This window comes from Citrobacter sp. LUTT5, from assembly GCF_009905315.1.
GTDB lineage: Bacteria > Pseudomonadota > Gammaproteobacteria > Enterobacterales > Enterobacteriaceae > Citrobacter > Citrobacter freundii.
The window spans coordinates 282,188-308,405 of record NZ_CP047606.1 but is presented as its reverse complement, the minus strand read 5'-3'; the positions used below and the strand labels follow the sequence as shown (position 1 = coordinate 308,405).

At 52.6% G+C, this 26,218-nt stretch carries 27 protein-coding genes; 11 read left to right on the top strand and 16 right to left on the bottom strand.

Translation table 11 applies throughout. The features are described 5' to 3' along the window. Nucleotides 1-14: 14 nt before the first annotated feature. From glgX to asd, 3 genes are all read right to left on the bottom strand, one after another. Entirely contained in the window at nucleotides 15-1,991 is a 1,977-nt protein-coding gene (glgX, locus tag GUC46_RS01455) for a glycogen debranching protein GlgX (RefSeq protein ID WP_049014776.1), read from the bottom strand. Beyond that, nucleotides 1,988-4,174, bottom strand: coding sequence for a 1,4-alpha-glucan branching enzyme (glgB, locus tag GUC46_RS01450; protein WP_016151109.1), 2,187 nt, complete (start codon nucleotides 4,172-4,174; stop codon nucleotides 1,988-1,990). The genes glgX and glgB overlap by 4 nt, the downstream gene beginning before the upstream one ends. Before the next feature lie 273 nt (nucleotides 4,175-4,447). Beyond that, nucleotides 4,448-5,554 carry an aspartate-semialdehyde dehydrogenase gene (gene asd / locus GUC46_RS01445; protein WP_003837862.1) on the bottom strand — a complete coding sequence of 369 codons (1,107 nt, stop codon included), beginning with the start codon at nucleotides 5,552-5,554 and terminating at the stop codon, nucleotides 4,448-4,450. A gap of 191 nt (nucleotides 5,555-5,745) precedes the next feature. Here asd and yhgN point away from each other — a divergent pair, with 191 nt between their 5' ends. Together yhgN and GUC46_RS01430 are read left to right on the top strand one after the other, a co-directional pair. Continuing rightward, a complete protein-coding gene (yhgN, locus tag GUC46_RS01440) occupies nucleotides 5,746-6,339 on the top strand; it encodes an NAAT family transporter YhgN (protein WP_003023480.1) in 594 nt (197 codons plus the stop codon). A gap of 1,129 nt (nucleotides 6,340-7,468) precedes the next feature. Further along, nucleotides 7,469-7,915: a hypothetical protein gene (locus GUC46_RS01430; protein WP_003846194.1), complete on the top strand. Its 447-nt coding sequence runs from the start codon at nucleotides 7,469-7,471 to the stop codon at nucleotides 7,913-7,915. A 95-nt stretch (nucleotides 7,916-8,010) separates the two neighbouring features. Here GUC46_RS01430 and gntU read toward each other — a convergent pair whose 3' ends face one another. From gntU to GUC46_RS01405, 5 genes are all read right to left on the bottom strand, one after another. Further along, nucleotides 8,011-9,351 carry a gluconate transporter gene (gene gntU / locus GUC46_RS01425; RefSeq protein ID WP_003023477.1) on the bottom strand — a complete coding sequence of 447 codons (1,341 nt, stop codon included), beginning with the start codon at nucleotides 9,349-9,351 and terminating at the stop codon, nucleotides 8,011-8,013. Further along, nucleotides 9,351-9,881, bottom strand: a complete 531-nt coding sequence (gene gntK / locus GUC46_RS01420) for a gluconokinase (protein ID WP_048218789.1) — start codon at nucleotides 9,879-9,881, stop codon at nucleotides 9,351-9,353. The genes gntU and gntK overlap by 1 nt, the downstream gene beginning before the upstream one ends. Before the next feature lie 141 nt (nucleotides 9,882-10,022). Beyond that, entirely contained in the window at nucleotides 10,023-11,018 is a 996-nt protein-coding gene (gene gntR, locus GUC46_RS01415; protein WP_003023473.1) for a gluconate operon transcriptional repressor GntR, read from the bottom strand. A gap of 129 nt (nucleotides 11,019-11,147) precedes the next feature. Beyond that, entirely contained in the window at nucleotides 11,148-11,843 is a 696-nt protein-coding gene (gene yhhW, locus GUC46_RS01410) for a quercetin 2,3-dioxygenase (protein WP_003023472.1), read from the bottom strand. A 123-nt stretch (nucleotides 11,844-11,966) separates the two neighbouring features. Beyond that, nucleotides 11,967-13,004, bottom strand: a complete 1,038-nt coding sequence (locus GUC46_RS01405; RefSeq protein WP_003837856.1) for an oxidoreductase — start codon at nucleotides 13,002-13,004, stop codon at nucleotides 11,967-11,969. Between the two features lie 58 nt (nucleotides 13,005-13,062). Here GUC46_RS01405 and GUC46_RS24180 point away from each other — a divergent pair, with 58 nt between their 5' ends. The 8 genes from GUC46_RS24180 to GUC46_RS01370 all read left to right on the top strand — a co-directional run bounded on the left by GUC46_RS24180 (nucleotide 13,063) and on the right by GUC46_RS01370 (nucleotide 17,545). After that, nucleotides 13,063-13,194, top strand: coding sequence for a hypothetical protein (locus tag GUC46_RS24180; RefSeq protein ID WP_256376250.1), 132 nt, complete (start codon nucleotides 13,063-13,065; stop codon nucleotides 13,192-13,194). 226 nt (nucleotides 13,195-13,420) lie between these two features. Then, nucleotides 13,421-13,909 carry an N-acetyltransferase gene (yhhY, locus tag GUC46_RS01400; RefSeq protein WP_003023469.1) on the top strand — a complete coding sequence of 163 codons (489 nt, stop codon included), beginning with the start codon at nucleotides 13,421-13,423 and terminating at the stop codon, nucleotides 13,907-13,909. A 46-nt stretch (nucleotides 13,910-13,955) separates the two neighbouring features. Beyond that, the gene (locus GUC46_RS01395; protein WP_032937247.1) at nucleotides 13,956-14,840 is read left to right on the top strand and encodes a hypothetical protein; all 885 of its coding nucleotides are present in this window, start codon (nucleotides 13,956-13,958) and stop codon (nucleotides 14,838-14,840) included. 272 nt (nucleotides 14,841-15,112) lie between these two features. Then, nucleotides 15,113-16,246 carry a type VI secretion system tube protein TssD gene (gene tssD / locus GUC46_RS01390; protein ID WP_160179676.1) on the top strand — a complete coding sequence of 378 codons (1,134 nt, stop codon included), beginning with the start codon at nucleotides 15,113-15,115 and terminating at the stop codon, nucleotides 16,244-16,246. Further along, nucleotides 16,243-16,497, top strand: coding sequence for a MarR family transcriptional regulator (locus tag GUC46_RS01385; RefSeq protein ID WP_087879330.1), 255 nt, complete (start codon nucleotides 16,243-16,245; stop codon nucleotides 16,495-16,497). The genes tssD and GUC46_RS01385 overlap by 4 nt, the downstream gene beginning before the upstream one ends. A 212-nt stretch (nucleotides 16,498-16,709) precedes the next feature. Next, nucleotides 16,710-16,970 (top strand): hypothetical protein, encoded by a 261-nt coding sequence (locus GUC46_RS01380; RefSeq protein ID WP_121572081.1) that lies wholly within the window; start codon nucleotides 16,710-16,712, stop codon nucleotides 16,968-16,970. A 37-nt stretch (nucleotides 16,971-17,007) separates the two neighbouring features. Then, nucleotides 17,008-17,286, top strand: coding sequence for a YrhB domain-containing protein (locus GUC46_RS01375; protein ID WP_048232943.1), 279 nt, complete (start codon nucleotides 17,008-17,010; stop codon nucleotides 17,284-17,286). 22 nt (nucleotides 17,287-17,308) lie between these two features. Beyond that, a complete protein-coding gene (locus GUC46_RS01370) occupies nucleotides 17,309-17,545 on the top strand; it encodes a hypothetical protein (protein WP_048232944.1) in 237 nt (78 codons plus the stop codon). A 61-nt stretch (nucleotides 17,546-17,606) separates the two neighbouring features. Here the strand turns inward: GUC46_RS01370 and ggt are convergent, their stop codons facing one another. After that, nucleotides 17,607-19,352: a gamma-glutamyltransferase gene (ggt, locus tag GUC46_RS01365; protein ID WP_160179674.1), complete on the bottom strand. Its 1,746-nt coding sequence runs from the start codon at nucleotides 19,350-19,352 to the stop codon at nucleotides 17,607-17,609. 118 nt (nucleotides 19,353-19,470) lie between these two features. Between ggt and GUC46_RS01360 the strand changes: the two genes are divergently transcribed. Then, on the top strand, nucleotides 19,471-19,911 hold the full coding sequence (locus GUC46_RS01360; protein WP_032937241.1) for a DUF2756 family protein: 441 nt from the start codon (nucleotides 19,471-19,473) through the stop codon (nucleotides 19,909-19,911). On the opposite strand, the gene ugpQ is transcribed toward GUC46_RS01360, so the two are convergent. From ugpQ to livF, 7 genes are all read right to left on the bottom strand, one after another. Next, on the bottom strand, nucleotides 19,908-20,651 hold the full coding sequence (gene ugpQ / locus GUC46_RS01355) for a glycerophosphodiester phosphodiesterase (RefSeq protein ID WP_044713911.1): 744 nt from the start codon (nucleotides 20,649-20,651) through the stop codon (nucleotides 19,908-19,910). The two genes, GUC46_RS01360 and ugpQ, sit on opposite strands and share 4 nt — an antisense overlap. Beyond that, the gene (locus GUC46_RS01350; RefSeq protein WP_044713913.1) at nucleotides 20,648-21,718 is read right to left on the bottom strand and encodes a sn-glycerol-3-phosphate import ATP-binding protein UgpC; all 1,071 of its coding nucleotides are present in this window, start codon (nucleotides 21,716-21,718) and stop codon (nucleotides 20,648-20,650) included. The genes ugpQ and GUC46_RS01350 overlap by 4 nt, the downstream gene beginning before the upstream one ends. A gap of 2 nt (nucleotides 21,719-21,720) precedes the next feature. Beyond that, a complete protein-coding gene (gene ugpE / locus GUC46_RS01345; RefSeq protein ID WP_003837843.1) occupies nucleotides 21,721-22,566 on the bottom strand; it encodes a sn-glycerol-3-phosphate ABC transporter permease UgpE in 846 nt (281 codons plus the stop codon). Then, nucleotides 22,563-23,450, bottom strand: a complete 888-nt coding sequence (gene ugpA, locus GUC46_RS01340) for a sn-glycerol-3-phosphate ABC transporter permease UgpA (RefSeq protein WP_003837841.1) — start codon at nucleotides 23,448-23,450, stop codon at nucleotides 22,563-22,565. Before ugpA ends, ugpE begins: the two co-directional genes overlap by 4 nt. A gap of 100 nt (nucleotides 23,451-23,550) precedes the next feature. After that, nucleotides 23,551-24,867: a sn-glycerol-3-phosphate ABC transporter substrate-binding protein UgpB gene (ugpB, locus tag GUC46_RS01335; RefSeq protein ID WP_003837839.1), complete on the bottom strand. Its 1,317-nt coding sequence runs from the start codon at nucleotides 24,865-24,867 to the stop codon at nucleotides 23,551-23,553. A gap of 246 nt (nucleotides 24,868-25,113) precedes the next feature. Further along, complete coding sequence (locus GUC46_RS01330; protein WP_160179672.1) at nucleotides 25,114-25,395, bottom strand: hypothetical protein; 282 nt, start codon at nucleotides 25,393-25,395, stop codon at nucleotides 25,114-25,116. A 102-nt stretch (nucleotides 25,396-25,497) separates the two neighbouring features. Beyond that, a complete protein-coding gene (gene livF, locus GUC46_RS01325) occupies nucleotides 25,498-26,211 on the bottom strand; it encodes a high-affinity branched-chain amino acid ABC transporter ATP-binding protein LivF (protein WP_003827581.1) in 714 nt (237 codons plus the stop codon). Nucleotides 26,212-26,218: the final 7 nt, after the last annotated feature.

Below are 26,218 nucleotides of genomic sequence, written 5' to 3'. Positions count from 1 at the left end.
GACTAACTCCTTTTTTATCTTCTCTGGAACACACACAGTCCGTGCGCAGGTCCCTGCCAGACAGCCGTAAGCACCGGATTATCCTCTCCGGCAAATGGGGGAATGGCATGCCATTCCCCTTCAGGTAAAACGATATCTGTCACCTCAAGCGTGGCGTTTATTGCAATCAGAAAACGGTCTGAAAGCTGGATTTGCATCTGCCTCGGGCCGTTTTGCCACTCATCCGCACTTAAGGGTTGTGCGTACTTATTCAGCCAACGAACATTGCCATCGCCCTCTTCCCACCAACAATCCCCTGTTAATGCTGGGATTTGCCGGCGCAGATGAATCAGCGCGGCGGTAAATGTGGTTAGCCCACTGTTTGCCTGTTGCCAGTCCAGCCACGTTAAGGCGTTATCCTGACAATAAGCGTTATTGTTGCCGTGCTGGCTATGACCATGCTCATCGCCCGCCAGCAACATCGGCGTCCCCTGGGAGAGCAACAGCGTAGTTAACAGCGCATGAATGCTGTCGCGCCGCCGCTCAATCAGGTCCAGCGTGCCTCCTAATCCTTCTTTACCATGATTGTCGCTGTAGTTATTGCTAGTGCCGTCGCGATTTTCCTCACCATTCGCTTCATTGTGCTTATTTGTGAAGCACACACAGTCGCGTAGCGTAAAACCGTCGTGCGCGGTCACCAGATTGACCGTGGCGCTGGGTTTGCGGCCCTGCCGTTTAAACACATCGCTGGATGCGGCAAAACGCCCGGCAAACTCGCCCAACGAGAGATTACGCTGGAGCCAAAAGCGTCGCGTCGCATCGCGGAAATGGTCATTCCACTCGGCAAACGGAGGGGGGAAATTCCCCACCTGATACCCGCCTTCACCAATATCCCACGGTTCCGCAATCAGCTTCACGCGTGAGAGCAGCGGACAGGTTTGGATCGCGGTAAACAGCGGCGCATCCTGACGAAACGCAGGTGTACGCCCCATGACGGAAGCCAAATCAAAACGAAAACCATCTACATGGCAGGTTTCAACCCAATAGCGCAGGCATTCACATGCGTATTCCACAACGCCAGGATGGCTCAAATTGAGGGTGTTCCCACAACCGGTCCAGTTGTAGTAATCACCATCGTCCCTGATCCAATAATAGCTACGGTTATCAATTCCGCGCAGGGAGAAGACAGGCCCTTCGAGATCCAGCTCGGCGCTGTGGTTCAAAACGATATCGAGAATGACCTCAATCCCCGCTTTGTGCAGCGCTTTTACCGCGTCGCGAAACTCATCAAGCGCACTCTCCGGCGAGCAGGCATAGGCCGGATGCAGCGCGAACATGGCCACCGGGTTGTAGCCCCAGTAGTTCGACAGGCCCAGCCGCTGAAGTCGCGGTTCGCTGGCAAAATGCGCCACCGGCAGCAGCTCCAGCGCGGTAATGCCGAGACGCTTGAAATAGTCGATCATCACCGGATGACCCAGCGCTTTGTAGGTTCCGCGAATCTCTTCCGGCAGGTCAGGATGCAAATACGTCAACCCTTTGACATGCGCTTCGTAAATCACGGTATTGCCCCACGGCGTGCGCGGCGGGGCATCATCCTCCCAGTCATAATGATCGGACACCACCACGCCCTTCAGCGCGATGGTGACATTATCATGGTGATCCGGTTCATTTAGCCCGCCGTGCAGCAGCGGGTTATCTTTTAACTCGCCCTCGACCCGACGGGCGCAAGGGTCGAGCAGCAGCTTGGCTGGGTTAAACCGGTGGCCCTGCTGCGGTTGCCATGGGCCATGGACGCGATAACCATAGCGCAGACCGGGCCGGGCGTTGGCCAGATAGCCGTGCCAGACATCGCCGCTACGCCCCGGCAGGTCGTAGCGGAGTTCGCAACCGTCCTCGTCAAATACGCATAATTCAACGCGTTCAGCGTGGGCTGAGAAGAGAGTAAAATTAACGCCATGGCCGTCATACGTTGCACCATGGGGGGTGGCGTTGCCGGTTGCCAGTTGCGTCATTCCCCCTCCCGAACCAGCCAGATCGTTGCCAACGGCGGCAACGTGAGGCTCAGTGAATGCTGACGACCATGACTGGCGATTTCATCACTGTGCACCGCACCGCCGTTGCCAGTATTGCTGCCGTGGTAATGCATCGAATCGGTATTGAGGATCTCACGCCATTTCCCCGGCTGATTGATACCGAAGCGATAGCCGTGGCGGGGCACAGGCGTAAAGTTACTGACCACGATGATTTCATTGCCGACCTTGTCACGACGCACGAAAGCCAGCACCGAACGTTCTTTGTCATCCACCACCAGCCACTCAAAGCCATAGGCGTCAAAGTCGAGCTCGTGCAGCGCTTTGTGATGACGATAGGTGAGGTTCAGATCGCGCACCAGACGCTGTACGCCGTGATGCCAGTTATCACCGCCTTCCAGCAGGTGCCAGTCGAGGCTGGCGTCGTGGTTCCATTCACGTCCCTGCGCAAACTCGTTGCCCATAAACAGCAGTTTCTTGCCTGGGAAGGCCCACATCCAGCCGTAGTAGGCGCGCAGGTTGGCAAACTTCTGCCACGCATCGCCCGGCATGCGGTCGAGAATCGATTTCTTGCCGTGCACCACTTCATCGTGCGACAACGGCAGGACAAAGTTCTCGGTGTAGTTGTACAGCATGCCGAAGGTCAGCTTATCGTGGTGATGTTGGCGATAAACCGGATCCAGTTTCATGTAGTCCAGCGTGTCGTGCATCCAGCCGAGGTTCCACTTATACCAGAACCCTAAACCGCCCATGTCCTGCGGTCTTGAAACGCCAGCAAAATCAGTGGACTCTTCCGCCATGCTCACCGCACCAGGCACCTGTTCGCCAAGAATACGGTTGGTATTGCGTAAAAACTCAATGGCTTCGAGGTTTTCACGACCGCCAAATTCATTTGGGATCCATTCCCCTTCTTTACGGCTGTAGTCGCGATAAATCATCGATGCCACGGCATCCACGCGCAGCGCGTCGATACCAAAGCGCTCAATCCAGTACAGGGCGTTGCCCACCAGATAGTTGCTGACTTCACGGCGACCGTAGTTGTAGATCAGCGTGTTCCAGTCCTGGTGATAGCCTTCACGCGGATCGCTGTGTTCATACAGCCTGGTGCCATCAAACTCTGCCAGACCAAAGTCGTCCGACGGGAAATGGCCCGGCACCCAGTCAAGAATGACGTTCAGCCCCGCCTGATGCGCGGCATTCACAAAATAGCGGAAGTCATCGCGCGTACCAAATCGACGGGTCGGCGCATACATGCCGGTAGGTTGGTAACCCCAGCTACCGTCGAACGGATGCTCGTTAATCGGCAACAGTTCAAGGTGGGTAAAGCCCATCCACTTGGCGTAAGGCACCAGTTGATCCGCCAGCTCGCGGTAGCTCAGCCAGAAGTTGTTATCGGTATGACGACGCCATGACCCCAGGTGCACTTCATAGATAGAGATTGGCGCATCAAACTGGTTGGCTTTTTTACGCTCCTCGCTTTGCACCACTTTTTCCGGCAGACCACAGATAAGCGACGCGGTTTCCGGGCGCATTTGCGCTTCGAAGGCGTAAGGGTCCGCTTTGATTCGCAGCTTACCGTTGGCATCGATCATCTCATATTTATACAGCTGACCATGCTGCGCACCGGGGATAAACAGCTCCCAGATACCGCTTTCTTTGCGCAGGCGCATCGGGTGGCGACGGCCATCCCAGTAGTTGAACTGCCCAACCACTGACACGCGTTGAGCGTTAGGTGCCCAGACAGAGAAGCGCGTGCCGGTTACGCCATCCATGGTATCCGCATGCGCGCCCAGCGTTTCGTAAGGTCGCAGGTGCGTACCTTCAGATAACAGCCAGGCATCCATATCCTGGATCAGCGGGCCAAAACGATAAGGGTCATCAATCAGATTCTGCTGTCCATGCCAGACAACGGCCAACTGATAGCGAAAGAAATTTTTACGGCGGGGAAGTACTGCACAGAAAAAACCGCGAGAGTCGAGGCAGTCCAGCTTGCCGACTTTGCGTCCGGTTTTGGGTTCGATCACCCACACTTCGGTGGCGTCAGGTAATAGGGCGCGGACTTCAAGTCCAGCGTCAGTTTGGTGCATACCGAGTACGGAAAAAGGATCCGCAAAATGGCCTGCAATTAGCGCATTAATCACGTCTCTATCGATACGAACGGACATGGTTGTCATCCTGTTTTATGGTGTCACCCCTTCCAACTGATTTTCGACATCAGGTAGCGACACTTTTTTTGACCTGAACGGCGCAGCACAATTGTGCATCCTCTCTGCGTCGTCCCACCTTCAGGCAACAACTTAATACCTCCGGTACTAAGTCACCCTTAAAGAATAGCCAATGCTTTATCTTACTCCTGGTAAAAAATGAAACATCTGCGCTTACTCCTGTATTACGCAAAAAAAAGGGTGACTCAGCACCCTTTGATCATTAACAAACCATTACGCCAGTTGACGTAACATGCGGCGCAATGGCTCCGCAGCACCCCAAAGCAGCTGGTCACCTACGGTAAAGGCTGACAGGAACTCCGGTCCCATATTCAGCTTACGCAGACGACCTACTGGCGTGGTCAACGTGCCGGTAACGGCCGCCGGGGTTAACTCACGCATGGTGATTTCACGATCGTTTGGTACTACTTTCGCCCACGGGTTGTGCGCCGCCAGCAGTTCTTCCACGGTCGGAATAGACACATCTTTTTTCAGTTTGATGGTGAACGCCTGGCTGTGGCAGCGCAGCGCGCCGACGCGCACGCACAGACCATCAACCGGGATCACGGAAGACGTGTTGAGAATTTTGTTGGTCTCCGCCTGTCCCTTCCACTCTTCACGGCTCTGACCGTTATCGAGCTGTTTGTCGATCCACGGAATCAGGCTACCGGCCAGCGGTACGCCAAAGTTATCAACCGGCAGTTCACCGCTACGGGACAGGGTCGTCACTTTACGTTCGATGTCGAGAATAGCAGAGGATGGGGTCGCCAGCTCCTCGGCCACATGGCCATACAGATGGCCCATCTGAGACAACAGCTCGCGCATGTGACGCGCGCCGCCGCCGGAAGCCGCCTGATAGGTCGCCACGGAGACCCAGTCGACCAGGTCGTTGGCAAACAGGCCACCGAGGGACATCAGCATCAGGCTAACGGTGCAGTTACCGCCGACAAAGGTCTTAATACCTTTATTCAGGCCATCGGTGATGACATCCTGGTTAACCGGATCGAGAATAATGATGGCGTCGTCTTTCATACGCAGCGAAGAGGCCGCGTCAATCCAGTAACCCTGCCAACCGCTTTCACGAAGCTTTGGATAGATTTCGTTGGTATAATCGCCGCCCTGACAGGTCACGATGATATCGAGCGCCTTCAGCGCATCCAGATCAAAAGCGTCCTGAAGCGTGCCGGTCGCGGTTCCACCGAACGTCGGTGCCGCCTGCCCGAGCTGGGAAGTAGAAAAGAAAACAGGGCGAATGGCGTCGAAGTCACGCTCCTCAACCATGCGTTGCATGAGAACAGAGCCGACCATACCGCGCCAGCCGATAAAACCAACATTTTTCATAGCGTTTTTTTCCTGCAGAGATGTGTGCTGTGTATGTATGCCAGTGTCCTGGTGGCATATCCTTCACCATACAAAATGCAGCCAAAGTCGCAAGTGAAATTAATCAATGATAGCGAAGCCATCAGTAATGCGACTTATCCCGCTGCGCAAGCAAGCAGAAAGTCCGTGGTAATTATCAGGGAATTTGAGTTATGAATGAAATCATTTCAGCGGCAGTTTTATTGATCCTGATTATGGATCCACTCGGAAATCTGCCCATTTTCATGTCCGTATTGAAACATACCGAACCAAAACGCCGCCGCGCGATTATGATTCGCGAGCTGTTCATTGCGCTGTTGGTGATGCTGATATTCCTGTTTGCGGGCGAGAAAATTCTGGCATTTCTTAACCTGCGCGCGGAAACCGTTTCTATCTCCGGGGGCATCATTTTGTTCCTGATCGCCATTAAGATGATTTTCCCCAGCGCCACCGGGAATAGCACCGGGCTTCCGGCGGGTGAAGAGCCGTTTATCGTGCCGCTGGCGATTCCGCTGGTAGCCGGTCCGACAATCCTGGCTTCACTAATGCTGTTGTCGCATCAGTATCCTAATCAGATGGGGCATCTGGTAATCGCCCTGCTGATCGCCTGGGGCGGTACGTTTGTGATTCTGTTGCAGTCGTCGCTGTTTTTGCGTCTGCTGGGGGAGAAAGGGGTGAACGCGCTGGAGCGCCTGATGGGGCTGATTCTGGTGATGATGGCCACCCAGATGTTCCTCGACGGCGTACGGATGTGGATGAAGGGGTGATGTACTCGTTTCACGCCGGGTGGCGGCTTCGCCTTACCCGGCCTACGATGTGGATGTGTGCTCATTTGTAGGCCCGGTAAGCATAGCGCCACCGAGCAATGGTGTTGAAACTGGAAGAACATGGCATTTCAGAGAACGGTTCCGTTCACGTTATGTTCGTTGCTTCTCTGGAGTTTCTTCATCGGTGAACGTGTTAAGGGGGCTACGCAGCCCCCTTAACAATCCCGGCTCTCCGGCAGGAAAATTGTTGCTGCGCAATACCCTCCGCTTATTCCTCCAGGCTACCGGGCCGGGCGCGAGGAAACGTCCCTGTAAAACGCGCCCTGAGCCAGCATCCATGCTGGCTCCCCCGGCCTTACGGAAACACGTCGGCAATTTTCAGCCGGGCCAGCCCACACCTGACCATCTGCGTTTTTATTTGAACAGGTTTGGACAGCAAAACAAATTTAACTGGAAGTCAGAGCGTTGAAGCGATGACACCGGTCCGGCTGAAAATCGATGAGGCGTTGACGGCTGACCGGGTCTGCCCGCAGGGATGCGGGCAGAGGGGACGGCCTGCAGGGACGCAGGCTCGGCCCCGACCCGACAGGCAGACGGAATAAGACGAATAACTCGCGCAGCGACGATTTTCCCGCCGGGAGCCTGGGTTGCAAGGGAGGCGGCGGTGAGCCTCCCTTGCACGTTCACGGGTATCAGCGCTTCAAAGAAATGACACCACTGAGGTGAACGGAAACCTGAGCAATAATCACATGTTCACCCTACATGCTTAACTGAACGGCATTGCGCTGTAATTTCAGGTATTCCTTATGCTTTTAAGTCGCTGATATAACGTATTTTCATTTCTGCGAAGCGCCTTCCGGAATGCCCTCTTGTCAGCATCGTGAATTAGCCTTATCTTCTCGCTGCACCTGCAAAATCAGGTGTCAGAATTAGCCTTCTGAAAATCATACTGGCGACATATACTTCTATGTCGTGCGACCGATTTCGTCTCAATGGCGGGTCGAGCGGGGGCGTCGCAAGACGCGCCGGTATCCAGTATGACCGGTAAGGCTAACTCCGCTCGATTCTGCCACCCGCGAGATTAGCCTCTCCGGTGGTGGTTTAAATAAAACATACTGGAGGCTGCCCTATGGCGACTACCCCTCTCTTTTCACACTCTTTATTTACCCTGCCCTTTAGCCATGCCACGGACTTCACCGAACTGGCGGATAACTGCGAGCGTTTTGTCGAAGGGCTGGTTGAATGCCATGACCCGGTTGAAAAACTGGCGATTTGTGCACGTCTGTCGGCCTGTCTGGCGTTATTACAACCGACCTTAACGGAGCCTGTACCGCAGCATCTACAGGCCAGCCTGACGGTAGAAACCTTACCGACCCGTTTTCCCCTTTTCGAGCCTGAGCCCGACCAGATGGGGCGTTACTGCCAGCTTTTGACGCATTTGCTGATGAGCAAAACGCTTTCTGATGATATGGAGCGAGTAGCGGGTGATTTGTTGCAGGATTTGGTGGGGTATTTCGCCGACACGCTGAAAGCGCCGCGTTGGTTGAAAACAGAGGATGGTGTGATGGTGCTGTAAAAAAGCCGGGTGGCGCTTGCGCTTACCCGGCCTACGATGCGGATGTGTGCTCGTTTCCAGGCCCGGTAAGCGCAAGCGCCACCGGGCAACAGGACTCAGCTCAACAGCTGGAAGGCAATCATACCGACAATTGCGCCAACCGTACCGAGGATGGTTTCCATCATCGTCCAGGTCTTCAACGTTTGTGCTTCCGTTGCGCCGGTAAATTTACCGAACAACCAGAAACCGGCGTCGTTAACGTGGCTGACCACGATCGAGCCGCCTGCGATACAAATAGACAGTGCCGCCATCTGTGCGCCGGAGAAGTTTAGCTGTTCAATCACCGGCATCACCAGACCGACCGCCGTTAAGCACGCCACGGTCGCAGAACCCTGAATGATACGCACCGCTGCCGCCAGCACGAAGCAGGTAATGGCAATCGGCAGACCCATTCCGGTTAACGCTTCGCCCAGCGCCGGACCGACGCCGGAATCAACCAGCACTTGTTTAAACACGCCACCTGCACCGATCACCAGCAGGATAATCCCCGCCGGTTGCAGCGCATGACCGCAGATCTCCATCACTTTGTCTTTTGGCATACCCTGGCGAATCGCCAGACCGTAAATCGCCACCAGACAGGCAACCAGAATCGCGGTAAACGGGTGGCCGATAAACTCAAACCATTCGTAAGTTGAAGAACCAACCGGCACAAAGCGCGCGGCGATGGTTTTCAGACCAACCAATACCAGCGGCAGCAGGATCAGCGACAAGCTAAAGCCGAAGGACGGCATTTTACCTTCGCCCAGATGCGGCTCGGTAATGTCATCAGGAATGTTCAGCTCAACGTAACGGCTGATGAAATTACCCCACAGCGGCCCGGCGATAATCATGCCCGGAATCGCGGCACACAGGCCAATCAGGATCATCCAGCCAAAGTCAGCGTGCATCTGCGAAGCCAGCAACATCGGCGCTGGCCCCGGCAGTAAAAACGCCGCAGCCGCCGCTACGCCTGCAAACAACGGAATGACTAATTTAACCAGGTTGGTACCGGTGTGACGCGCCATCGAGAACGCTACGCTAATCAGCAGCACAATCGCCACCTCAAAGAACAGCGGTAGCGCGCAAATCAGACCGGCCAGGCCAATCGCGTAATGTGCGCGGCTGTGGCCGAAGGATTTCAGCATTTTGACGGCAATTTGATCGACTGCGCCGGTCTCATGCAAAATCTTGCCGAACATCGCCCCCAACGCCACAACAATCGCCAGGAAACCGAGCGTGCCTCCCATCCCTTTTTCCATAGTCGCGGCGATTTTATCGAGCGGCATACCGGAAAAGAGACCTGCACCAATAGACACCACCATCAAAGCAAGGAAGGCGTGCATACGCGCCTTCATCACTAAAAACAGCAGTAATAAAACGGACCCTACTGCTGTTAAAACAAGCGTTAATGTACTCACTACTTACTGCCCTGGTTAATAACCTTAATGGTGCTGGCGACCACACCGTCCAGTGGTTGATCGATATCGACCACCAGTACATCGTTTTCATTCGCACCTGGTTCTTCCAGCGCTTCAAACTGGGTCACCAGCATCTGCGTTTTGAAGAAGTGGCCTTTACGCGCTTTCAGACGGCTTTCGATAACGTCAAAATCCCCTTTCAGATAGATGAAAGAGAGGTTCGGGTTACCGTCGCGCAGCTGGTCGCGATAGACTTTTTTCAGAGCGGAACAGACGATCAGCGAAACCTTGTTGGTACGCTGCATCGCAAAGGCGGCGTCATTCAGCGCCTGTAACCACGGTTTACGGTCATCATCGTTGAGTGGCTCACCAGAAGCCATTTTCATGATGTTGCTGCGCGGATGGAGAAAATCGCCATCAAGAAACGCGGCCTGTAGTTGATGCGCCACTTCGCTGGCGACAGCAGATTTACCGCTGCCCGATACGCCCATCAGAACGTAAACGTGGTGATCATGATTAGTCGTGCTCAAAGCGTTGCCCCCACTGGTACAAGAATCTGGAAATTGTTACGGGTAACTGTTATCGGTAACATTGTCCAGCCGGATAAATAGAGAAGCAATATCCATTCGTGCTCGAAGTGTATAAGTGTGAGCTACTTCAAACTTGTTGGCTTAAATAGATCCGCCCGGTGACAAGGTGAAACCTAAATCTAACATTTTAGGTGTGACTGCTTCACCACGGATGCGCGCCAGCAGGCGTTCAGCACCAATGCTGCCCATGCGTTCACGCGGCGTGAGCACGCTCGCCAGACGCGGCTCCATCACCTGTCCGATGTCGTGACCGTGGAATCCGGCAATCGCCATGTCATCCGGGATTTTTAGCCCTAAACGCTGGCATTCGAAGGCCGCCCCTACCGCCAGGTCATCGTTGGTACAGAAAATGCCGTCGAGCTGCGGGTATTCGCGCCGCGCCTGACGGATGAGTTCAATACCGGAGGAGTAGGAAGAAGACTGTTCCACCATCACGCTGTACGGCACCAGGTTGGCATCGCGCATTGCCTGCTCGTAGCCCCTCTGTTTGATGATAGTACGTTCATCAAGACGTGCGCCAAGATAGGCAACATGACGGTGCCCGCGGGCGATGATAGCGGCAGTCATCTGGCGCGCGGCTTCAAAGTTGTCGAAACCGACGGCGATATCCAGGCACGGGGACTGGCTGTCCATCAGCTCAACCACCGGGATACCGGCGACCTCAATCATTTTCAGCGTACGAGGCGTATGGCTACGTTCGGTGAGGATCAGGCCATCGATATTCCACGACAGCATCGATTCCAGGCGCTCTTGTTCCATCTCTGGCTTATAGCCGTAGTGCGCGAGCATAGTTTGATAACCATGGGCGTCGGTGACGGCCTCAATGCCGCGTAACACTTCAGCAAAAACCTGGTTAGTGAGAGACGGTAACAACACGCCGATAGCGCGACTGGTGGCGTTAGAAAGGATATCAGGAGCGCGATTGGGAATATAACCCAGCTCATCAAGTGCAGCGGCAATTTTGCCCCGCAGCGCCACGGAGACCTGCTCCGGGTTACGCAAAAAGCGACTGACCGTCATTTTGGTCACGCCCACGCGGTCGGCTACATCCTGAAGTACGGGTCTTTTCTTTTTCATCGTCCTGAAGCGTTAAAAAGGGATAGATTCCCCCAGTTTACCACGGACGCACGGAATTAATGACAAACGATGAAAAGCCGGATGGCAACGCTTTCGCGTCTTATCCGGCCTACATCAGGTTACAGCACGTTAGACTGGCGGCAGATCAAACAATAACACTTCGCTGTCGCTGTCGGCATGAATAGAAATTGCCTGTTCATCCCAGATTGCCAGACCGTCACTGGTGGTCGCTTTGGTTCCGTTAATGGTGACGTTGCCTTTAACGACCTGGATCCAGACGCGACGTTCAGCGGCAATCTGATGTACCGACTGCTCATCTTTGACCAGCGCCCAACGGTACAGCTCCATATCCTGGTACACTTTCAGTGAGCCATCGCGGGCATCAGGCGACAGCACCAGTTGTTTACCCTGAGCGGCATCGAAACGGCGCTGTTCATAGCGCGGCGTAATACCGTTTTCCTGCGGCATGATCCAGATCTGATACAGATGCAGCTTCTCAGTATTACTCGGGTTGTACTCCGAGTGACGGATCCCCGTCCCGGCGCTCATAATCTGAAACTCTCCGGCCGGCACCTGCTCTTTGTTGCCCATGCTGTCCTGATGTTCCACCGCGCCTTCCAGCACGTAGGTCAGGATTTCCATGTCTTTATGGGGGTGAGTGCCAAAGCCCTGACCTGCGTCGATCACGTCATCGTTAATCACGCGCAGTGCCGAGAACCCCATAAAGTTCGGGTCATAGTAGTTGGCAAAAGAGAAAGTATGCCAAGAATCGAGCCAGCCATGATTCGCATGACCGCGGTCGTTCGCTTTGCGTAAATAGATCATTATGTTCACCCCCAGATGTTTTCGATGGAGTAAGTGTGGACTCATTCCTCCCGGGATCATAGAGGGTGAAAATTGACTCCTCTGTTCAAAAAATATGAACAAGCCCAGAGGAGTCGGTAAAGGCTATTTGGCGAGGGTTATCGTCGCCGGAGAGGCCTGTTCGAAGGCGCGTTCGAGAATCTCCAGGTTGGTTAGAACTTCAGATTCCTTGACGTAATTAGGCGTACCGGCGGTCAGCGTCTGGTACAGCGCATCATAGACGCGACCGTAATCCCCCACCTCCGGCTTCACCTCTTCTTTTACTGTGATGCCGTCATCGTTGACATACTCCAGCATTCCGATGGAATCATCAGCAGCGAAACCTGGCTCACCCGGCATGATATTGGCCTTCAGACTGGTTTCCTGCTGGTCGATGCCGTACTTCACAAACGAGCCTTTGGTGCCATGGACGATAAACTTCGGATAGTCGATTTTCACCAGATGACTGGTTTTAACAATGGCTTTCAGGTCGCCGTAAAACAGCTGCGCTTCAAAGGTATCGTCCGGGTTCGCTTTATTACGCAGGCTGCGGATGTCATAGGCCACATGATCGGGGCGTCCGAACAGCGAGATAATCTGATCCATGGTGTGTACGCCCAGGCCATAAAATGCGCCATCCTGCGGCAGTCCCGGCTTAGTTTCCGCCTCGGGACGGTAGTAATCGAAATGGCTTTCAACCTCAACAATTTCGCCGAGCTTGCCGCTCTCAATCGCTTTTTTAGCAGTGAGAAAGCAGGAGTCAAAACGGCGATTCTGATACGGCGTAACGGTCAGCCCTTTGCTTTGCGCCAGTTCGAACAGCACTTTTGCTTCTGCCAGCGTCGGCGTGAACGGTTTCTCAACCAGCACGTTTTTACCCGCCTCAAGCGCACGTTTGGCGTAGTCGAAATGGCTGTCAGCATGGGTACAGACGATCACCAGTTTCACCTGCGGATCGTTTAAGATCTCGTCGAGGTCGCTGGTGAAGTGGATATGCGAATACTGCGGCGCCTGCTCTTCCGGCCTGGCGTTACGGCGGAAAATATGCGCGACATGCCAGCTATTTTTGCGGTTGAGGACGTACGGCAAATGGTAGCGAGTGGTACTTTTACCAAAACCAATAAATGCGCAGTGTAAGGTCATGAGACAGTCCTTTTGAAGGTGATTGTCTACACCATAGCGCAAAGCGGCTGGAGACTGAATGTTGGATTCTTTGCCGGATGCGGCGTTGCCTTATCCGGCCTACAAAACCCAGGTCTCAGCCGTAGGCCGGATAAGCGCAACCGCCATCCGGCATCATCCCGGGGACAAAATGACAAGTAAGCCAGGCTGAAACAAAACCCCAAAAAAAAAGCCAGCAAAAGCTGGCTAAAGTAATACTGGAAGCAATGTGAGCAATGTCGTGCTTTCAGGTTCTCCGTAGGGGTTCCCCTGAACGCAGAGCAATAATAATCATTCTCATTCGCACTTGTCTACTTCTTTTTGCAAAAAAATGCAGTTGACGGAATTTTCTTTCTCAGCGAGGGTAAAGACTCAATTAACCCTGAAGGAGATAAGGAATGAGTGAGATAGTGATACGCCACGCTGAACCGAAAGATTACGACGCAATTCGTCAGATCCATGCCCAGCCAGAGGTGTATCACAACACGCTACAGGTTCCTCATCCTTCCATGGAGATGTGGCAAGAGCGACTAACCGAACGGGTCGGAATCAAACAACTGGTCGCGTGCATTGATGATATCGTCGTCGGACATCTCTGTATTGAGGTCGCGCAGCGCCCGCGCCGCAGCCACGTGGCCGATTTTGGTATCTGCGTTGATGCCCGCTGGCAGAATCGCGGCGTTGCCAGCGCGCTTCTCCGTACGATGATCGACATGTGCGACAACTGGCTGCGCGTCGACCGTATCGAGTTAACAGTGTTTGTGGATAACGAACCTGCGGTTGCGGTCTATAAAAAGCATGGCTTTGAGATCGAAGGGACAGGTAAGAAATACGGCCTGCGCAACGGCGAGTACGTGGATGCATATTTTATGGCACGCGTGAAATAAATTTAAGGGCGAGTCTTATCGCCCTGCTTATTGAAAGGACGCAATAGTGAAAAAGTTTGTTCCCCTGGTTTTACTGGCCTCGCTCTCCCCAGCTTTTGCCACTACCGTACAAAATCTCGATGCCGTACCCGGCGTTATTCAACATACTGAAGGTAAACAGATTTTTGCTGAGCAAATGGCAGGGGCAACACCTGCGAAAGGATTTGGTGAACTTCCACAGGGATTATCAGAGAACCAGTGGATTGGCTGGGTTGCGCCGAACGAAAATCCTAATAATCTGATCCTCACCGGCGCCAAAGCCTGGGGAAAAGAGGGTAAATATATTGGCATTGCCTGTTTTGCTGACAATCAGGCCGATGCCGGGCAGGCAAAAAAGTACGCGGATAACACCTGTCCGGAAAACTACAACAACGGACGCGCCAATAAATTATATCTCGGCGTTTTCTCCTGGCAGAACCAACAGCTGCAGCCGATTGCCCGCTCGGAAAAACCATTAAACCAGATTTCAGCGTGGAATAAAGCTGCCGAGAAAGAGAGCGATGATGAGTCCGTCAGACCGCTGGCTTATTATACAAAATTGGATCTGGCACCGTACCGGATCGCTCCCGATACTCTGGCGTTCGGGGTGCGCGGTGGCTACTCCGATGCCTACTCCGGCGGCGGGGCGTTTTATGAAGTGCTGGAACTCTACACCATCAAAGACAGCAAGATAATCAACGTGTTTTCTGACCTTGTTTATTACTATTCGGATATCGCCGGAGACTGGAATAAAGACGGCACAAGGCAGCACGACATCAGCGAGAGTAAGTACATCCTGAAATTGCGGTCGGCAAAGACGCAGGGATTTTATGATTTAGAGGTCGTGAACCTGCAGGATAAAAGCAGCCAAATATTTCACTGGTCTGAATCACTGCAACAGTATGTTCCTTAAGGAACTAATAAGACCTGCAACGTTCAGAAGGCTGTAGGTCATCAATATGGAATAAAAAACATCAACACATATTCAATTAATAATTCACAGTTATTAAATATACAAATATTTACCCCACAAATTATTTATATTCAGATTACCCTCAACAAAATCCAATTGAAATGAAACGTTTTGTTTCTGCTATATACGAACACCATCAAAAAGCGTAATTAAAAATGGAAGAATAAAAACCTCCGTTTTACGATAATACGTAATAAAAGGATAAGGATGTCATGAGTGATATCGTCTATCTGATGGTTTCAGGACAGCAACAAGGCGCCATTTCTGACGGATGTGGAACCCTTGCATCTGTGGGTAATCGCTGCCAAATCGGACACGAGGACGAAATCTTTGCCTTTTCGCTCGCTAATAGTATAACCAGTACTGGCAAAGGCTCTCAGTTGCAAGGGCTACGCTTTTGTAAGCTGATCGATAAAAGCACGCCGTTGTTTGTTAATGCGATTAACAACAACGAACAGTTGTATATGGAGTTTTATTTCTACCGCATTAATAGATTCAGTAGATGGGAGAAGTATTATTATATTCAACTGCGGGGAGCATTCTTATCCAGTATTCAACACCAGTTCAGTGAAAATAGTTTAGATACAGAAACAATAACCATCAGCTATGAATACATCCTCTGCAAACATCTTATTGCCAACACTGAGTTCAGTTACCTGGCGTTGCCCGCGAACTACAACCGCCTGTTTATCCCCCCTCCAAAAACGCCCGCAGACAACGGCCTCAAAACGCTAAACAGCAAAGGGATTGGCAGACTGCTTGCCGCCGGAGGGATCTACAACGGGAATATCGACGGCTTTAGGGAAACGGCGGAGAAGCTGGGAGGCGATGCGCCTGCGGGTTACGAGCAGGTCATGGATAACAAAGGATTACTCATTCTTGGCGCTTCAGTAGTTGCTGGATTAACCATGGGCAGAATGAAATTTCCTGAATTAGAAGAACTGGAGCATTTTGGAGCTAGGGGAGCCGTATCAGGACGAACATTCAATCCCGAGCTTGCAGGGGGGCCAATAGAGAACCTGACAACTGGTGGTGTTAAGATTACGCATGAGGGTATCGCAATTGTAGAAAAACATATCTCTCGTTTCGATCACGATCCTGCGAATGACGTGATGATTGAAAGATTAAAGAAAATAGTTAAAAAAGAGTTACTTCCGGAACAAACTGACGTCAATTATTATACTCACGAATGTCGGGAGTATCAGCGTTACTGCAACTTAGGGTGGGAAACAGGTGAACCAAAAGGTATAGATGGATATAATATGTGGAATAATGCCCATACAGCAACACTAGAAGATTTTAAAATCTCAGATTATGATTTATTTCATCCGGATGCGAAAAAATGACAATAGATAAAATTGAACTTAACGTATTGAAAGTAATGGCAGAAAAAGATATTGATTGGAACTGGATGGTTCTGGATCGTACTCTTGCTGTGAGAAACATTCCTGGATTTAGTAATGTCGCGAATATCGTAACCAGCCTTGTTAATAATGGATTAGTTGATATTGTCTATAATGAGGACAAATCGAGACAGCGTTACAGAGTTTCCGAAAATGGTTTTAAATTTCTCAAACACCACTCAGAGTCGCTCTAGTGTAGCATTTACAATACTTGTTTTTAAACTGCTAAAGGTTGGCGATGGTCCAGCCATATTCATCCGGATGGGACATTCAGACCTTCAGATGGAGACATGTTTGTAATAAAATTCTTTCGTAACGAAAAAAGTGCTATATCAGATCCGTATGGAAAGAGAAATATGTTTAATCAATATGGTACATATGGTCACACCAGAATGGACGCCTTAATATGAAAAAAATTCCGTTAGATATTTTACAAGAAAAAGCTCGACTACTTACTAAAGAAGAGTTGAGCAACTATATTCTTCCAAAGAACTTAAAAGATAAGCTAACCCTCGTCGTCGAACAAGATGGTGATGACAGAGTTTTTATATTGTTCGTGCCTGGGCACACACCTAAAGATGGGAAAGATATTTCTAGAGTTCGCATAAACGAATACTCTGGTAAAGCTATCATCGAATATATTGGGCTTGAGCGAAAAAATAATTAGACCAACGATAACACTTCGTACCGCCAGGAAGATTTCTATGTTTACTTATGAAGAAGCCATAAACAAAGCTAATACGTACCTTAGCGAGGCGGATGCTTCCGTCGTCATCACACTCCACGGACGGTTTGCAGAAGGTTGGTTTTTTTGCTTCGAATCGAGGGAATACCTCGAAACCGGAGACAACGCTTCCCGCCTGGCAGGAAATGTGCCTTTCATCATCGATAAAGATAGCGGTGAAATCGTTGATTTAGGTACTGCCTGGCCGCTGGAGAAATATTTAAAAGACTACGAAACGAGCAAAACAACACGAAGCTAAGCTTACTCGGACGCGATAAACCATGATAACTGAAACAGAACTTAACGTACTGAAAGTTATGGCTGAAAAAGATATTAACTGGAACTGGATGAATCTGGATCGCGCACTGTCCTTTAAAGGAATACCTGGTTTCAGCAATGTTGTTAATATTGTCAATAAATTGGCCAGTGAGGGATTGGTAAATATTGAAGATAGCGGACATAAATCCATGCCTTACTACCGCGTTTCAGAGCAAGGATACAAGCTACTGAAAAAATAACTCTGATCGAGGCTCAGCGCAGAAACAGCAAGCCCTCTTCCACCGAAGAGGGCCTCTCAAATCAGTATCCCGCCGTTAAATCATCCACGGAACGTGGGTCGGACGCGCCATACAGTGCACCATCCGGTCCAACCATAATGCTCTGCGTACTGCCCATCGCCTCTTTTAGCACGACTTTTTGCCCTTTTTGCTCCAGCAGTTTAATAGTATCCGGGCTAAACCCTTTCTCAACGCGCAGTTCATCGGGCAACCACTGATGATGGAAGCGCGGCGCGTTGGTCGCTTCGGCAACGTTCATTCCAAAATCAATGCTGTTGACTACCATTTGCAGCACGGTGGTGATGATTCGGCTCCCGCCAGGGCTGCCGGTAACCAGCCAGGTTTTCCCGTCTTTTACCACGATAGTCGGCGACATTGATGACAGCGGACGCTTCTTCGGCCCAACCGCGTTAGCATCGCCACCCACCAGCCCATAAACGTTTGGCACGCCCGGCTTGGCGGAGAAATCGTCCATTTCGTTATTAAGCAGAATGCCGGTGTTACCCGCCACAATCCCAGTGCCGAAGGTGGTGTTCAGCGTATACGTCACCGCCACGGCATTACCGTCTTTATCCACCACCGAGAAATGGGTGGTCTGATTGCTTTCATACGGCGCGAGCTTGCCAGGTTTGATCTGGCTGGAAGGCTTAGCCTTGTTGATATCAATTTGATCGGCAAGCGATTTGGCATAGGCTTTATTGGTCAGCGCCTGCCACGGTACTTTCACAAAATCCGGGTCGCCCAGATACTCCGAGCGGTCGGCGTAGGCATATTTCTCCGCTTCAGCCATTACCTGCATGGCATCAGCGCTGCCAAACCCGTACTTCTTCATATCGAAGTTTTCGAGAATATTGAGGATCTGTACGATGTGAATACCGCCAGAGGACGGCGGTGGCATGGAGAAGACCTGATATCCGCGATAGTCGCCGCTAATCGGCGTACGCTCCACGGCTTTATAGCTGGCTAAATCCTCTTTGGTCATCAACCCGCCGTTTTTCTGCATTTCCTCCGCAATCTGATCGGCAATTGCCCCTTTATAAAACGCATCCGGACCGTTCTCAGCAATCATCTCCAGGCTTTTCGCCAGGTTCGTTTGCACCAGCTTGTCGCCCTTTTTCAGCGGCTCGCCGTCTTTCCAGAAAATGGCTTTGCTGTTCTCGTGATTAGGGAGCACTTCGCTGCCATAGGTTTTCAGATCGTCAGCCAGCGCGTCGTTAACCACAAAGCCTTCTTCCGCTAGCTTCATTGCCGGGCGCACGACTTTGTTCAGCGGCATCGTGCCGTATTTCTCCAGCGCCAGCGAGAAACCCGCCACGGTACCCGGCGTACCGGATGCCAGATGTGAGGTTAGCGACTTTTTCGCATCGGCGTTGCCCTGTTCATCGAGGAACATGTCGCGGGTCGCGCCAGCGGGAGCCATTTCACGAAAATCGATCGCCGTGGTGTTACCGTCTTTGGTACGCAGCAGCATAAACCCGCCGCCGCCCAGATTGCCCGCCTGCGGATGCGTCACCGCCAGCGCGTAGCCAACGGCTACAGCGGCATCAACGGCATTCCCTCCCTGTTTCAGAATATCCACCCCAACCTGGGTGGCTAAAGCATCTACGGAAGCCACCATCCCCTGTTGCGCGCGAACGGGATGGAACACATCTTCCTCGACACCGTAGGATACCGGCGGTGGCGCAGCCGGCGCGGCAGCCACGCTAAAACAACTTCCTGAGAGCAGAGCAGCAATGGCTACCCGGCGTAAAAACGTCGGTTTTATCATCGTTATTCTCCAGATGTACGGGGGTCGGCCCCCACTAAGCCTGGTGCATAACTCTGAAATAATCATCGTAACGGCAAGAAAGGAGTAAACTTAAATGATCCCCGAGAGGAGAAAAGCGATGAAACGACTCTTACTTTTAGCCATGCTCTTGCCGTTTGCAGGCTTTGCACAGCCCATCAACACCATGAATAACCCGAATCAACCCGGTTATCAGATCCCGAGTCAGCAGCGTATGCAAACCCAAATGCAATCACAGCAGATTCAGCAGAAAGGGATGCTCAACCAGCAGTTGCAAACGCAGACGCGCATGCAGCAACAGCATATGGAAAACCAAATCAACACGAACACCCAGCGCGTGCTGCAGTCTCAGCCGGGCGAGTTGAATTCTGGACAGCAGCAAATGCTGCCTAACAGCAACGGAGGGATGTTGAGTGGAACCCGTAATCCGGACAGCTCGCTCAATAAGCAACATATGCTGTCGGAGAAAAAGAACGGCGACATGCTGAAGCCCTCCAGCACGCCGCAACCTAACGTTCCGTTAAAAACGATTGGGCCTTAACTGGGCTGGAAATCCGGACCAATGGTATCAATGGCATCAGTACAGATGCTGTCTACGCCCCAGCGCAGCAGTTCTGCCGCGCGCTGGGGTCGGTTGACGGTATAAACCAGAATACGTAGCCCAGCATCGCGCAGCGCATCCACGCGCGCCTCATCCAGCAGCTTATGATTAAGATGAATAGAGACGCAGCCAAGCCGCGTGGTCAGCTCACGCCAGTCCTCGCGCCATTCATCCAGCAGCAAACCTCTCGGCAGTTCAGGCACCGCCTGCTGCGCCGCTTCTAGCGCATCAATTTCAAAGGATGACAACAGCGGTGACGTCATTCCCGCCCACAATTCACGTGCGGCCAGCGCCACGACCTTCCCGGTGAGCGCCCCCGTCCCGGTGGTGGGTTTGATCTCAATATTTGCCATCATGCCGTGCTGGCGACAGCGCTCAGCAACTTGCGAGAGCAGCGGCAACGGTTCGCCTTTAAACTCACCGCTAAACCAGCCGCCGGCGTCCACGCGCAATAGATCCTGCCAGTTCAATTCGCCAGCCACGCCCCAGCCGTTACTGGTGCGTTCCAGGTTGTCGTCATGCAGTAAGAAGATCTCACCGTCTTTCGACAATTTAGCGTCAAACTCGATCATGGTATGCCCATATTGCGCCCCCATGTCGATTGCCGCCAGGGTGTTTTCCGGGGCTAACTTACCGCCGCCGCGATGGGCGACAATATGGGGGTAAGGCCAGTTATTCATACGCGTTGTCCTGTTTCGCCATCAAAAAGATGCAGATGATGTTCTGGCAGATGCAGCCACAGCGTACTGCCTGCCGTCGGGCGATGCTGATGCGCCAGTCGCACCACCAGCTTTTGCTCACCCCAACGTCCATGTGCCAGATTATCCGCACCCAGCATTTCCAGCGTGTCGACGACCAGCGGCACGCCGCCTTCGGCCTGCGAGCTTAGCGCAATATGCTCCGGGCGGATACCCAGCGTCATGTTACGCCCAATACACTCCCTGGCGCTTCTGCCAATGGGTAACGTCATGCCGCCCTCCAGCTCAAAATGGCTGCCCGTGGCGCCGATCTGCCCGTCCAGCAGGTTCATGGCCGGACTGCCGATAAAGCTCGCCACAAAGCGACTGGCCGGTTTTTCGTACACCTCAACCGGCGTACCGATTTGCTCCGCCACACCTTTATTCATCACCAGTACCCGCTGGGCAAGCGTCATGGCCTCAACCTGATCGTGGGTCACGTACAGCGAGGTGGTTTTCAGTCGGCGATGCAGATGTTGTAACTCCAGACGCATCTGTACGCGCAGCTTGGCATCAAGGTTAGAAAGCGGCTCATCGAACAGGAATACCGCCGGGTCACGTACAATCGCTCGTCCCATCGCTACGCGCTGGCGCTGGCCGCCGGAAAGTTCGCGCGGACGACGTTTGAGCAGCTCACCCAGCTCGAGAATACGTGCCGCCTCTTTTACCCGCTCAGCAATATGCTCCTTGCCCATCCCGCGGATTTTCAGCCCCCAGGCCATGTTTTCTTCCACGCTCATATGCGGGTAGAGAGCATAGTTTTGAAAGACCATCGCAATGCCGCGATCCTTCGGCTCCATCTCGGTGACGCGTTTATTATCAATCCAGATATCGCCGCCGCTTACCCGTTCAAGCCCGGCCACCATCCGCAGCAGCGTAGACTTACCGCAGCCGGATGGCCCAACCATCACAATAAATTCCCCGTCCGCGACATCCAGCGTCAGCGGTTTAATCACCTGGGTTTTACCGTCCCAGCTTTTGGTTACTGCCTGTAGTTTTAAACCAGCCATTTTTATTTCTCACTGTCCACTAAACCACGCACAAACGCGCGCTGCATGGCTAACACGATGATTACCGGAGGGATGAGCGTTAGCAGCATGGCGGCCATTACCTGGTTCCACTGCGTGGTGCCTTCACCGGTGGCAATCATGCCTTTGATACCCGCCACCGCAGTGCCCAAATTGACGTCGGTAATAATTAACAACGGCCACAGATACTGGTTCCAGCCGTAGATAAAGGTAATAACGAACAGCGCCGCCAGATTGGTTTTTGACAGCGGTAGTACGATATCGCGGAAAAAACGCATTGGTGACGCGCCGTCAATACGCGCCGCCTCAACCAGTTCATCCGGCAGGGTCATAAAGAACTGACGGAACAGGAAAGTCGCTGTCGCAGATGCCATCAACGGCAGTGTCAGACCCGCATAGCTGTCGAGCATCTTCAGATTGGCGATCACTTCTACCGTCGGGAAAATACGCACCTCAACCGGTAGCATCAGGGTGATAAAAATCATCCAGAAGAACAGGTTGCGCAGCGGAAAGCGAAACCAGACGATGGCGAATGCGGAGAGCATAGAGACGGTAATTTTCCCTACCGTAATGCTGAACGCCATGATGAAACTGTTGAGCATCATCAGCCAGAACGGCGCGCTGTTGACGCCCACGCCGTTGACCCAGATGTATTTCATGTTTTCCAGCAGCTGCGAGCCGGGAACCAGCGTCATCGGCGTCTCAAACACCGCTTTGTTGTCCAGCGTCGCCGCGACAAACGCGACGTACAACGGAAACAGGATCACCATGATCCCCATAATCAACATGGCATGGCTGAATATTGTCAGCCCACGACGGTTCTCAATCATTGGTAACGCACCTTACTTTCCACATAGCGGAACTGCACCACCGTCAAAATAATGACCAGGAACATCAGCACCACCGATTGTGCAGCGGAAGAAGCCAGATCCAGCCCGACAAAACCTTCGCGATAGATCTTATAAATCAGCGTCGTGGTCGCCTGTACCGGCCCGCCTGCAGTGGCAGCATCAATCACCGGGAAGGTGTCAAAGAAGGCATACACCAGATTCACCACCAGCAGGAAGAAGCTCACCGGGGCAATGAGCGGCAGCGCCAGTTTAAAGAAGCGGCGAACCGGCCCCGCACCGTCAATCGCGGCGGCTTCGATCAGCGAGCGAGGAATAGACTGCAATGCGGCAAAGAAGAACAGGAAGTTGTAACTAATCTGCTTCCAGACCGACGCAAACACCACCAGGAACATTGCCTGACCGCTGTTTTGCGCATGGTTCCAGTCATAGCCAAACTCACCGAGAAAATGGGTAATCAGCCCGCGCCCGGGGTTAAACAGGAAGATCCACAATACGGCGGCAACGGCGGGCGCAACCGCGTAAGGCAACAGCATCAGCGTTTGGTAAAAACGGCTGCCGCGCACCACGTAATTCACCAACGCCGCAAAAAATAACGACACCAGCAGACCGCTTACCGTGACTAACGTACTGAACTTAATGGTGGTCCAGAATGAGTCGAGGTAGTACGGGTCATGAAACAGCGCGACAAAGTTTTCCAGTCCGACAAACTGGCTGGAAAGACCAAACGGATCAACGGATTGTAGCGAGTACCACAGCGCTTCACCGGCAGGCCAGATAAAGAAAATAACGGTGATAACCAGCTGCGGAGCCACCAGTAAATAGGGAAGCCAGCGCGAACGGAACACCGGACGAGATGAAGACATGGAAGTTTGATTCCTGAACAGCGCCGGATGGCGCTACGCTTATCCGGCCTACGCGCATTTGTAGGCCGGGTAAGGCGCAGCCGCCACCCGGCATTTCACATTACGATTTGGTCGATTGCTCAAAGCGGCGCAATAACTGATTGCCACGCTCAACGGCGGCATCCAGCGCCTGCTGCGGGGTTTTCTTCCCGGTCCAGACGCTTTCCAGCTCTTCATCCACAATGGTACGGATCTGCGGCATGTTGCCCAGACGCAGCCCTTTGGTGAACGGCAACGGCGGCTTGTTCAGCATCTGGCGGGTGGCGATATCAGCCCCAGGGTTCTTATCATAGAAGCCCTGCTCACGGGTCAGGTCGTAGGCAGCTGTGGTGATCGGCAGATAGCCGGTCTTCTGGTGCCATTCAGCAGCAATTTCAGGCTTCGCCAGGAAGTTGAGGAACTTCGCCACGCCTTCGTAGGTGGCTTTGTCTTTGCCCTGCATCACCCAAAGACTGGCCCCACCGATAATTGCGTTCTGCGGCGCGCCCTTCACATCGGCATCGTACGGCATCATTCCGACGCCATAGTTGAATTTCGCGTAATGGCGGATATCAGCCAGCGAACCGGAAGAGGCGGTGGTAATGGCACAATCCCCGTTATAGAACTTCTCAGTGGATTCGTCCTTACGCCCGAAGTAGCTGAAATCGCCTTTTTTGTTCAGCTCTTCCAGCAGAGCGATATGTTTTACCTGTTCCGGTTTATTGAACTCCAGCACTGCGTCAGTACCGTCAAAACCGTTGTTTTTGGTAGCGACCGGCAGACCGTTCCAGGCGCTGAAGTTTTCAATCTGAATCCATCCCTGCCAGCCGCTGGCGTAACCGCACTTCATGCCTGCCGCTTTCAGCTTCGCGGTGTACTCCGCCAGGTCCTGCCAGGTTTTCGGCGGCTGCTCAGGGTCTAAACCAGCTTTTTTAAAGGCATCTTTGTTGTAGTACAGCACCGGAGTGGAGCTGTTAAACGGTTGAGAAAGCAAATGTCCGCTTTTAGAGTCGGTGTAATAACCGGATACCGTCGGTACGAACTGAGACTCATCGAAGTTAATACCAGCCTCTTTGAATACTTCATAGACCGGTTTAATGGCTTTCGAAGCCATCATCGTTGCCGTACCCACTTCATAAACCTGTAGCAGCGCAGGCGCGTTTCCGGTACGGAAAGCGGCAATTCCTGCACTCAGGCTCTGCTCGTAGTTGCCTTTGTACTGCGGAACAATTTTGTAGTCGGGATTGGCGGCATTAAAACGTTGCGCCAGAGAATCAACTTCTTTACCCAGTTCGCCTTCCATTGAGTGCCAGAATGGGATGGTGGTGACCGCCAGTGCCTGACCTGCAAACGCCAGGCTAAGTGCCAGTCCTAAAGCTGTATGTCGTAACGATATCATCGGTTATCTCTCTTGTTGTGCCGGATGCGCGATATCACGCGTTTTATGCTCGCGGGGGTAACATGACATGCTCGAATGACAGAAAAATAACTTTTTTATTACAAAAAAAAGATAGTAAGGCGACAAACAGATGGCAAGGCGGTGAAAGCGTAGTGACAGGAAAATGCGGAGTGGTGCACAACAAAGCCGGGTAGCGGTATGCCTTACCCGGCCAGGATGGCGTTATCTGTTGCTGCAGGAGAAAGATTAATCTCTGCGCCAGCGTCGTTCGTACTCATTCTTTAAACGCTGCTGCTCTCGTCGCTCACGTTCACGTTGGATATCTGATTTATCATCTTCCCAGCCCGGGCATACCGAGCTGGTAAACACTTCGCAGGGCGAGTCGGATTGCGCTAACGGGTTGTCCGATTTCTCTTCCCAGATTGCGGGATCGCGCGGGTCAAACGCTGGCGGTGTCGAGGCCAGGGTAGTTAAAGAAAGCGTCAAAAACAAACTGCCAATCATCATGCAAGTACCTGAACGAATCATCCTTTCTCCATGTTCATTTTTTATTATTGATAACTATTCTCAATAATAACATGGCGCAATAAAAAGGGGCCACAGCGGGCCCCTTGTCTATTCAGAGAATGATTAACCGCCAAGATACGCACTGCGCACCGCTTCGTTAGCCAGTAGCGCATCGCCGGTGTCTTCCAGCACCACATGACCGTTTTCCAGCACGTAGCCGCGATCGGCGAGCTTCAGCGCCTGGTTAGCGTTCTGTTCGACAAGGAAAATGGTCATCCCCTGCTCGCGCAGTTGCTCAATGGTGTTAAAGATCTGCTGGATGATAATCGGCGCCAGACCCAGCGATGGTTCATCAAGCAGTAGCAGCCTCGGCTGGCTCATCAGCGCACGGCCTATCGCTAGCATCTGCTGTTCACCGCCGGACATCGTTCCCGCACGTTGAATACGACGCTCATGCAGGCGAGGAAACAGGTCATACACCCACTTGATGCGTTCCTGAAACTGGTCTTTCTCGGCAAAGAAACCGCCCATCGCCAGGTTCTCTTCCACCGTCATACGGGAAAACACGCGACGCCCTTCCGGCACAATCGCTACCGCTTCGCGCATGATTTTCGCCGTCTGCCAGTCGGTAATGTCTTTACCATCAAAGACGATTCGCCCGCTGGTCGCTCGCGGGTCGCCACACAATGTGCCGAGCAGCGTGGTTTTTCCCGCGCCGTTGGCACCAATCAGAGTAACGATTTCACCCTGGTTGATATACAAGCTGACGTCATGCAGCGCCTGTATCTTGCCGTAGTGGGCGTTGACTTTGTCGAACGATAACATCGCCTTATCCATATTAATC